Source organism: Salipiger sp. HF18, from assembly GCF_011806505.1.
Taxonomy (GTDB): domain Bacteria; phylum Pseudomonadota; class Alphaproteobacteria; order Rhodobacterales; family Rhodobacteraceae; genus Salipiger; species Salipiger thiooxidans.
On record NZ_JAATOS010000217.1, the window covers coordinates 1 to 6,633 of the forward strand.

General features: G+C 69.5%; 4 protein-coding genes. 3 read left to right on the forward strand and 1 reads right to left on the reverse strand.

Annotated elements, in window-relative coordinates; genetic code table 11:
- The first annotated feature begins 114 nt into the window (after nt 1-114).
- Complete coding sequence (gene pepN, locus HC022_RS16325) at nt 115-2,664, forward strand: aminopeptidase N (RefSeq protein WP_167453133.1); 2,550 nt, start codon at nt 115-117, stop codon at nt 2,662-2,664.
- Nucleotides 2,665-2,777: 113 nt separating this feature from the next.
- On the opposite strand, the gene HC022_RS16330 is transcribed toward pepN, so the two are convergent.
- Nucleotides 2,778-3,629: a transglycosylase SLT domain-containing protein gene (locus tag HC022_RS16330; RefSeq protein ID WP_089961921.1), complete on the reverse strand. Its 852-nt coding sequence runs from the start codon at nt 3,627-3,629 to the stop codon at nt 2,778-2,780.
- A 173-nt stretch (nt 3,630-3,802) separates the two neighbouring features.
- Here HC022_RS16330 and HC022_RS16335 point away from each other — a divergent pair, with 173 nt between their 5' ends.
- The gene (locus HC022_RS16335) at nt 3,803-5,239 is read left to right on the forward strand and encodes a hypothetical protein (RefSeq protein ID WP_368484681.1); all 1,437 of its coding nucleotides are present in this window, start codon (nt 3,803-3,805) and stop codon (nt 5,237-5,239) included.
- Nucleotides 5,227-6,633, forward strand: a 1,407-nt coding sequence (gene gatB / locus HC022_RS16340; RefSeq protein ID WP_167453135.1) for an Asp-tRNA(Asn)/Glu-tRNA(Gln) amidotransferase subunit GatB, incomplete at its 3' end; no start/stop codon positions are given. The genes HC022_RS16335 and gatB, both read left to right, overlap by 13 nt.

Sequence of the window (6,633 nt, forward strand, 5' to 3'; positions counted from 1 at the left end):
AAGGGGCCTTCAGGGAAATTCCGGCGGCGCGGTTGCCGCCCGCCCCCGCTGGGCCTAACACTTGGCCAAACGGCGCGGGTCCCGGGCCCGCGCAGCGAGAGGACGAGAGAGAGCATGAAAGACGCAAGCCCCCAGACCATCTATCTCAAGGATTACACCCCCTTCGGCTGGCAGGTGGCCGACGTGCACCTCACGGTGGCGCTGTCGCCCGACGCGACCCGCGTCCGCTCGCGCATCCGCTTCGAGCCCAATCCGGACGCCCCCGCGCAGCGCTTCTTCCTGCATGGCGAGGACCTGCGGCTGATCCGGGCCAGCATCGACGGCACCGAGGTCACGCCGGTGCTGCCCGCCGAGGGGCTCGAATGCGACGTGCCCGAGGGCGGCTTCCTGTGGGAGAGCGAGGTCGAGATCGCCCCCGCCGCCAACACCGCGCTCGAGGGGCTCTACATGTCGAACGGCATGTACTGCACGCAATGCGAGGCCGAGGGCTTCCGCAAGATCACCTACTACCCCGACCGCCCCGACGTGATGTCGGTCTTCACCGTGCGCATCGAGGGCAACGAGCCCGTCAAGCTGTCGAACGGCAACCCGGTGGCGCAGGGCGAGGGCTGGGCCGAGTGGCACGATCCGTGGCCCAAGCCCGCCTATCTCTTCGCGCTGGTGGCGGGCGAGCTGCTGAACCAGTCGGGCAGCTTCACCACCATGTCCGGCCGCGAGGTCGAGCTGAACATCTACGTGCGCCCCGGCGACGAGGGCAAATGCGCCTTCGGCATGCAGGCGCTGAAGGATTCCATGCGCTGGGACGAAGAGGTCTACGGCCGGGAATACGATCTCGACATCTTCAACATCGTGGCCGTCGATGACTTCAACATGGGCGCGATGGAGAACAAGGGGCTCAACGTCTTCAACAGCTCCTGCGTTCTGGCCTCGCCCGAGACCTCGACCGACGCCAATTTCGAGCGCATCGAGGCGATCATCGCACACGAGTATTTCCACAACTGGACCGGCAACCGCATCACCTGCCGCGACTGGTTCCAGCTCTGCCTGAAGGAAGGGCTGACGGTGTTCCGCGACAGCCAGTTCACCTCGGACATGCGCTCGGCCGAGGTGAAGCGGATCTCGGACGTGATCGACCTGCGCGCCCGCCAGTTCCCCGAGGACCAGGGTCCGCTGTCGCACCCGGTGCGGCCCGAGAGCTTTCAGGAGATCAACAACTTCTACACCGCCACGGTCTACGAGAAGGGCGCCGAGGTGATCGGGATGCTGCGCCGTCTGGTCGGGGCCGAGGCCTATGCCAAGGCGCTCGACCTCTATTTCGAACGGCACGACGGTCAGGCCTGCACCATCGAGGACTGGCTGAAGGTCTTCGAGGATTCCACCGGCCGCGATCTCACCCAGTTCAAGCGCTGGTACTCGCAGTCGGGCACGCCGCATCTCAAGGTCAGCGACGACTACGCCGATGGCACCTATACGCTGACCTTCACGCAGGAGACGCCCCCCACCCCCGGCCAGCCCGAGAAGGCGCCGCAGGTGCTGCCGATCGCCGTGGGCCTGCTGAACCCCAATGGCGACGAGGTGGTCCCGACGACCATGCTCGAGATGACCGAGGCCACCCAGAGCTTCACCTTCGAGGGGCTGAACGCGAAGCCCGTGCCGTCGATCCTGCGCGGCTTTTCGGCGCCGGTGGTGCTGATGTGCGAAAGCACGGCCGAGGAAAAGAGCTTCCTGCTGGCCCATGACACCGACGCCTTCAACCGCTGGGAAGCGAGCCGCGATCTGGCCCGGGCCTGTCTCCTGGCGATGATCACCGAGGGCGCGGGGCCGGATCTGGCGTGGATCGACGCGCTTGAGCAGGTGCTGCGCGACGCGACGCTCGACCCGGCGTTCCGGGCGCTGATGATGGCGCTGCCGACGCAGGCGGAGCTGGCGCAGATGCTGCACGCCCGTGGTGTGACCCCGGATCCCGACGCGATCTATGCCGCCACCGAGACCCTGCGCGACGCCATGGCGACGCGCTGGTCGGCGCTGCTGCCCGAGCTGATGGCCGAGGCGCAGGTCGATGCCCCCTACGCGCCCGACGCCGAACAGTCCGGCAAGCGCGCGCTCGGCAACGCGGTGCTGTCGCTGCAGACCCGGCTCGATGGCGGCAAGGCGGCGCAGGCGCAGTACGACGCCGCCGACAACATGACCATGCAGCTGAGCGCGCTCTCCTGCCTGATCACCGCCGGGGCCGAGGATGCCGCCCTTGCCGCCTTCGAGGCGCAGTGGAAGGACGACCGGCTGGTGATGGACAAGTGGTTCGCGCTTCAGGTCGCCGCCACCGCACCGGAAAAGGCGGTCGCCCGTGCCGCCGCGCTCACCGAGCGGGCCGATTTCGACTGGAAGAACCCCAATCGCTTCCGCGCGGTGATGGGCTCTCTGGCGATGAACCACGCGGGTTTCCACGCCAGGGACGGCAGCGGCTACCGGTTCCTTGCCGACTGGCTCATCAAGCTCGACGAGAAGAACCCGCAGACCACCGCCCGCATGTGCTCGGTCTTCCAGACGTGGAAGCGCTACGACGCCGACCGGCAGGCGCTGATGAAGGCCGCGCTCGAGCGCATCGCCGCCCGGCCCGGCCTGTCGCGCGACGTGACCGAGATGGTCACCCGCCTGCTGGGCTGAGCCCGGCACCAAAGAAAAACGCCGGGGGCTGGGCCCCCGGCGCTCCGTGAGTGGCGTCCTGTATCGTCTTGCAGACCGGGCGTGAGGGCGCCCGGCGGAACCTCAGCCCCGGCTCATTCGAACCGGCTGTAGGCCCCGGCGGGCGCACGGTGGTCGTGGCCCGAGGTGGCGATCACAGGCTCGGCCGAGTGGTCGACCGGGCGCAGGATGGTGCCGTTCTCGCTCAGCGCAATGACCATGTCCGACTGCGGCAGCTCGGCCGAGGCCATGACCGCGGGCGCGCCCCAGGCGTCGGGCCGGGCAACCGGCTTCAGCGAGCGCGGCAGGCCGGCGCAATAGGGCTGCGCGCGGGTCCATGCGATCATGTCCTCGCGCTTGGTGCGGCTGTGGAACGGGCCCCAGTCGGCGGCCACGCCGCGCATGTTGCGGCTCACCACGCGGTCACGCGACACGGTCTTCGCCATGATGCGCAGCCCGCAGGCAAGGTTCAGGCGCGGATCCTTGAGCGCGTCGCCGCTGCCCGCCTGGCAGCCGTAGAGCCGCGCGGTCGAGGGAAGGATCTGCAGCAGCCCGTACCAGAGCCCGCCGCCGCCCACCGCGGTGGGGCGATAGGTGCTCTCGTGTTTGGCCAGCGCCGAGACCAGCCCAAGCCAGAACGCCTCGCGGTCCTCGCGGCCGGCGCTCGGGTAGGCCGGGCACCAGGTCGCGATGTCGTCGGGAACGATCTCGGGCAGCCGGCTCGCCGGTCCGCGCAGCGCCGAGAGCGCCGCGAGCGACCAGGTGTTGCGCCCGCCCTTGGTGCCCCAGCGGGCTTCGGGGATGGTCGTCCGGCGGGCGAGCGGGCGCACCGAGGAAGACACCGCGTGCACCGACTCGGTCGGGGGAAGCGGAAACGGAAGCGGGTCCGAATGTGCAGCGCTTGCGATCAGCAGCGCCGCCAGTATGGAAAACAGACGTGGCAGCATGGCTGAACCCATGCCATACGGGCGCTTTCCGGTAAAGTTTTCTGCGCCTGCGAAATCGGCCGCCCCGGGAACCTCTCCGCACGAACCTGCGTTAACCCATTGGGACTCAATAAGGCGAGCCCCCTGCGGCCATGGGCGGATTGCCGCCGCCTGTTCGCGAGCCCGCCCTCAAGGTGCCCGAATCCACGGTCAGTTTCGTGGCCATGATCAACTCCGACAAGCCCTCCACCGTACGTCCGTCCGTACTTCCATCGGTACTTCCATCGGTACTTCCGGCCGTCCGCGCGCTCTCTGCGCAGCTGGCCGGATGGCGTGCCCGCCCCCGCTCAGCCGCCCGTCCCCAGCCGCGCCCCGTCCCCGCCGACGAGGAGCTTCCCGAGGCCTGTCGCGACGGCCGTCACCCCCGGCAGATCGACATCCCCTTCCGCGACAGCCCGCCCGACTCCGCCGAGCGCGGGCGGCTGCGCACGCAGGGCCGCTTCCTCGCCCGGCAGGACGACTGGGAGACGCTGGCCCGCGGCCTGCGCGAGGCCGACATCGATCGCGCCGCCACCCTGGGCGGCACCCCGGTGGCGCGGCTGCTGGCCGAGGGCGCGCATTCCGACGCGGTGGAAAGCGCGCTGGCCGCGGCCGGGCGCAACGATCCCACCGCCGCCCGCGCCAGCCTCTTCGCCCTGCGCGACGCCATCGACCGCGTCGAGCGCGACCCGTGGCTTGCGCTGGTGCCGGCGCTGGCGCATCTCGCGGTGGCGCGCGGCTGGGCCGGGCGTCCCGGCGCCCCCGTGCCCGGCGCCCTGCGCCGCGACGCCCGCGCCCAGCACCTCGAGGCGGCACAGCGGCTGGTGGCGCGCTTCGATCCGCTGGAATGCGACTCGCCCGCGCTTGCCGCCGTGCGCTGCGCCCTGCTCGAGCTCGAGCCCCGCCCCGAGGCGCGGGTGATCGACGATTACGAGGACCTCATCGACCTCGACCCGGCCTGCCCCGACCACATGCGCGCGCTGGGGCGCGACCTGCGGCCCTCGCGCTTCGGCAACTGGGACCGGCTCGACCACGAGGCGCGCCGCACCGCCGGGCGCACCGCCGACCTCTGGGGCAGCGGCGCCTACGCATGGGTCTGGTTCGACGCGCTGGCCAGCGGCGAGGCCGGCGCCTTCGCGGCGGTCGACGGCGAGCTTTTCGCCGAGGCGCTGCACGACATCCTCGCCCGCCGCCCCGACCAGCACATGGCCAACCAGCTCGCCGCCTTCTGCGGCCTCTCGCTCTCGGGCGCCGCGGCGCCGCGCTCGGCGCAGGCGCGCATCGCCGGCTGCTTCGGCTGGATCGTCCACAACCACCTGCGCGAGATCCACCCCGGCCTCTGGGCCCGCGCCCGGCCCATCCCCGGCAGCGTTGACGCCGGCGAGCGCCTGCGCCGCGGCAAGTCGCGCGCGCTCTCGGCGCTGGCGGAGCATTTCGCCCATCAGTTGCGCCTTGGACGGCAGGTCCGCTTCTCCGAGGCGGGGATCGCCCTCACCCCCACGCCCTGTTCCTCCTGCACCCTTGCCCCCTGTTCCGCTCTGGCGTATCCCCGTCGCGATCAGCGAGACGAGGATACGCCATGCTTGACCTGAGCTACGAGGCCCCCAAACCCAAGGTCATTGCCGGGGCCAAACACGACTGGGAACTGGTGATCGGGATGGAGATCCATGCCCAGGTCTCGTCCCAGGCCAAGCTGTTTTCCGGCGCCTCGACCCGGTTCGGCGCCGAGCCGAACTCCAACGTGTCCTTCGTGGACGCGGCCATGCCCGGCATGCTGCCGGTCATCAACGAGTACTGCGTCGAGCAGGCGGTGCGCACCGGGCTGGGCCTGAAGGCGCAGATCAACCTGAAATCCGCCTTCGACCGCAAGAACTACTTCTACCCGGATCTGCCGCAGGGCTACCAGATCAGCCAGCTCTACCACCCGATCGTGGGCGAGGGCGAGGTGCTGGTGGACATGGAGCCGGGCATCGCGCGGCTGGTGCGCATCGAGCGCATCCACATCGAGCAGGATGCCGGCAAGTCGATCCACGACATGGATCCGAACATGTCCTTCGTCGATCTCAATCGCACCGGCGTGGCGCTGATGGAGATCGTCTCGCGCCCCGACATCCGCGGCCCGGAAGAGGCCGCCGCCTATGTCGGCAAGCTGCGCCAGATCCTGCGCTACCTCGGCACCTGCGACGGCAACATGCAGAACGGCAACCTGCGCGCCGACGTGAACGTCTCGGTCTGCCTGCCCGGCGCCTACGAGCGCTACCAGGAGACGCAGGACTTCGGCCATCTCGGCACCCGCTGCGAAATCAAGAACATGAACTCGATGCGCTTCATCCAGCAGGCCATCGACTACGAGGCGAAGCGCCAGATCGCCATCCTCGAGGCCGGCGGCTCCATCGACCAGGAAACCCGTCTCTACGATCCGGACAAGGGCGAGACGCGCTCGATGCGCTCCAAGGAAGAGGCGCACGACTACCGCTACTTCCCCGACCCCGACCTGCTGCCGCTCGAGATCGAGCAGGCTTGGGTGGACGACATCGCCGCCTCCCTGCCCGAGCTGCCCGACGCCAAGAAGGCGCGCTTCGTCACCGAGTTCGGCCTGTCGGAATACGACGCGGGCGTGCTGACCGCCGAAGTGACGAACGCCGCCTATTTCGAGCAGGTCGCGGGCGATGCGGGCGACGGCAAGCTGGCCGCCAACTGGGTCATCAACGAACTCTTCGGCCGCCTCAAGAAGGAAGACCACTCGATCGAGGACAGCCCGGTCACGCCGGCGCAGCTCGCAGGCATCATCCGCCTGATCACCTCGGACGCCATCTCGGGCAAGATCGCCAAGGACCTGTTCGAGATCGTCTACACCGAGGGCGGCGACCCCGAGAAGATCGTCGAAGAGCGCGGCATGAAGCAGGTGACCGACACCGGCGCCATCGAGACCGCGGTGGACGAGATCATCGCCGCCAACCCGGCGCAGGTCGAGAAGGCCAAGCAG